This window comes from Emticicia aquatica, from assembly GCF_923079645.1.
In the GTDB taxonomy this organism is placed as follows: Bacteria; Bacteroidota; Bacteroidia; order Cytophagales; family Spirosomataceae; genus Emticicia; species Emticicia aquatica.
The window spans coordinates 1-3,105 of record NZ_CAKLPY010000015.1 but is presented as its reverse complement, the minus strand read 5'-3'; the positions used below and the strand labels follow the sequence as shown (position 1 = coordinate 3,105).

The following is a 3,105-nucleotide window of genomic DNA, read 5'->3' as shown; positions in this document are numbered from 1 at the left end:
CTGCACAACCTGTTGCACTCAACGTCGCTGTCTCGCCATTACACAAACTGTTCTTAGTCGTGCTGATAACTGGGGCCGATGGTGTACTGCCTGTCGTGATTACGATTGGATTTGAATTTACACTCTCCCCACAAATCGTCTCACATACTGCTGTGTATGTGCCTGCGGTGCTCACTGTGATGCTTGTACCTGTTGAAGTATTGCTCCACTTAACCGTTCCTGCACATCCTGTTGCACTTAATGTTGCTATTTCGCCATTACACAAGCTATTCTTAGTCGTGCTGATGACTGGTGCCACTGGTGTACTGCCTGTCGTAATTACGATTGGATTTGAATTACCACTCTCCCCACAACTATTCATACAACTTGCTGTGTATGTGCCTGCGGTGCTCACTGTGATGCTCGTCCCTACTGATGTATTGCTCCACTTAACCGTGCCATTGCAACCTGTCGCAATTAACGTCGCTGTCTCGCCATTACACAAACTGTTCTTAGTCGTGCTGATGACTGGGGCCACTGGCGTACTGCCTGTCGTGATTACTATTGGGTTTGAATTGCCACTCTCGCCACAACTGTTTGTACAGGTCGCTGTGTATGTGCCTGCGGTGCTCACCGTGATGCTTGTACCTGTTGAAGTATTGTTCCACTTAACCGTTCCTGCACAGCCTGTTGCACTTAATGTTGCTGTCTCGCCATTACACAAACTGTTCTTAGTCGTGCTGATGACTGGGGCCACTGGCGTACTGCCTGTCGTGATTACTATTGGGTTTGAATTTACACTCTCCCCACAACTGTTTGTACAGGTCGCTGTGTATGTGCCTGATGTACTTACTGTGATGCTTGTACCTGTCGAAGTATTACTCCACTTAACTGTGCCTGCACATCCTGTTGCACTCAAGGTCGCTGTTTCTCCATTACACAAACTGTTCTTGTTGCTGCTGATAACTGGGGCTGCTGGGCTGTTGCCTGTCGTGATCACTACTGAATTGCTGTTGCCACTCTCGCCACAACTATTCATACAACTTGCTGTGTATGTGCCTGCTACACTTACTGTGATGCTTGTACCTGTTGATGTATTACTCCACTTAACTGTACCTGCACATCCTGTCGCACTTAATGTTGCTGTCTCGCCATTACACAAGCTATTCTTGTTGCTGCTGATAACTGGGGCTGCTGGACTGCTACCTGTCGTGATCACTACTGAATTGCTGTTGCCACTCTCGCCACAACTATTCATACAACTTGCTGTGTATGTGCCTGATGTACTTACCGTGATGCTTGTACCTGTTGAGGTGTTGCTCCACTTAACTGTACCTGCACATCCTGTTGCACTCAAGGTCGCTGTCTCGCCATTACACAAACTGTTCTTGTTGCTGCTGATAACTGGGGCTGCTGGACTGCTACCTGTTGTGATTACTACTGAATTACTGTTGCCACTTTCGCCACAACTATTCATACAACTTGCTGTGTATGTACCTGATGTACTTACTGTGATGCTTGTACCTGTTGAGGTGTTGCTCCACTTAACCGTGCCTGCACATCCTGTTGCACTTAATGTTGCTATTTCGCCATTACACAAGCTGTTCTTAGTTGTGCTGATGACTGGGGCCACTGGCGTACTGCCTGTCGTGATTACTATTGGATTTGAATTACCACTCTCCCCACAAATCGTCTCACATACTGCTGTGTATGTGCCTGCTACACTCACCGTGATGCTCGTCCCTACTGATGTATTGCTCCACTTAACCGTGCCATTGCAACCTGTCGCAATTAACGTCGCTGTCTCTGTTCCACACAATACTGTCTTAGTACTTGTTATCACTGGCGTCGTTGGACTAACTCCTACTCTGATAATTATTGCATTCGATGAACTGCTACTGCCACAACTATTGCTACACGTTGCTGTATATGTGCCCGACGTCGTCACTTCTAATACACTACCACTTCCCCCTGATACATTCCAACTCAAGATGCCTACACATCCACTCGCGGTTAATCTCGCTTTCTCTCCATCACAACATATCGTCTTATCTGATACTACGATTGGGGCCGATGGCGTACTGCCTGTCGTGATTACGATTGGGTTTGAATTTACACTCTCGCCACAACTGTTTGTACAGGTCGCTGTATATGTGCCTGCGGTGCTTACCGTGATGCTTGTGCCTGTCGATGTATTACTCCACTTAACCGTTCCTGCACAACCTGTTGCACTCAACGTCGCTGTCTCGCCATTACACAAGCTGTTCTTAGTCGTGCTGATGACTGGGGCCACTGGCGTACTGCCTGTCGTGATTACGATTGGATTTGAATTACCACTCTCCCCACAACTGTTTGTACAGGTCGCTGTATATGTGCCTGCGGTGCTTACTGTGATGCTTGTACCTGTTGAAGTATTGCTCCACTTAACTGTCCCTGCACAGCCTGTTGCACTCAACGTCGCCGTCTCGCCATTACACAAGCTGTTCTTAGTCGTGCTGATGACTGGGGCCACTGGCGTACTGCCTGTCGTGATTACGATTGGATTTGAATTACCACTCTCCCCACAACTGTTTGTACAGGTCGCTGTATATGTGCCTGCGGTGCTTACTGTGATGCTTGTACCTGTTGAAGTATTGCTCCACTTAACTGTCCCTGCACAGCCTGTTGCACTCAAGGTCGCTGTCTCGCCATTACACAAACTGTTCTTCGTCGTGCTGATAACTGGTGCCGATGGTGTACTGCCTGTTGTGATTACTATTGGGTTTGAATTTACACTCTCCCCACAACTGTTTGTACAGGTCGCTGTATATGTGCCTGCAGTGCTCACTGTGATGCTTGTGCCTGTCGAAGTATTGCTCCACTTAACTGTCCCTGCACAGCCTGTCGCACTCAACGTCGCTGTCTCGCCATTACACAAACTATACTTCGTTGTGCTGATGACCGGTGCCGATGGCGTATTGCCTGTCGTGATTACTATTGGGTTTGAATTACTACTCTCTCCACAAATCGTCTCACATACTGCTGTGTATGTGCCTGCTACACTCACCGTGATGCTCGTCCCTACTGATGTATTGCTCCACTTAACCGTGCCATTGCAACCTGTCGCAATTAACGTCGCTGTCTCTG

The 3,105-nt window shown here is 48.0% G+C and carries 1 protein-coding gene; it reads right to left on the bottom strand.

Annotated elements, in window-relative coordinates:
* Window positions 1-3,105: beta strand repeat-containing protein (locus MJQ71_RS20770; RefSeq protein ID WP_374759627.1), on the bottom strand; the 3,105-nt coding region annotated here is incomplete at both ends.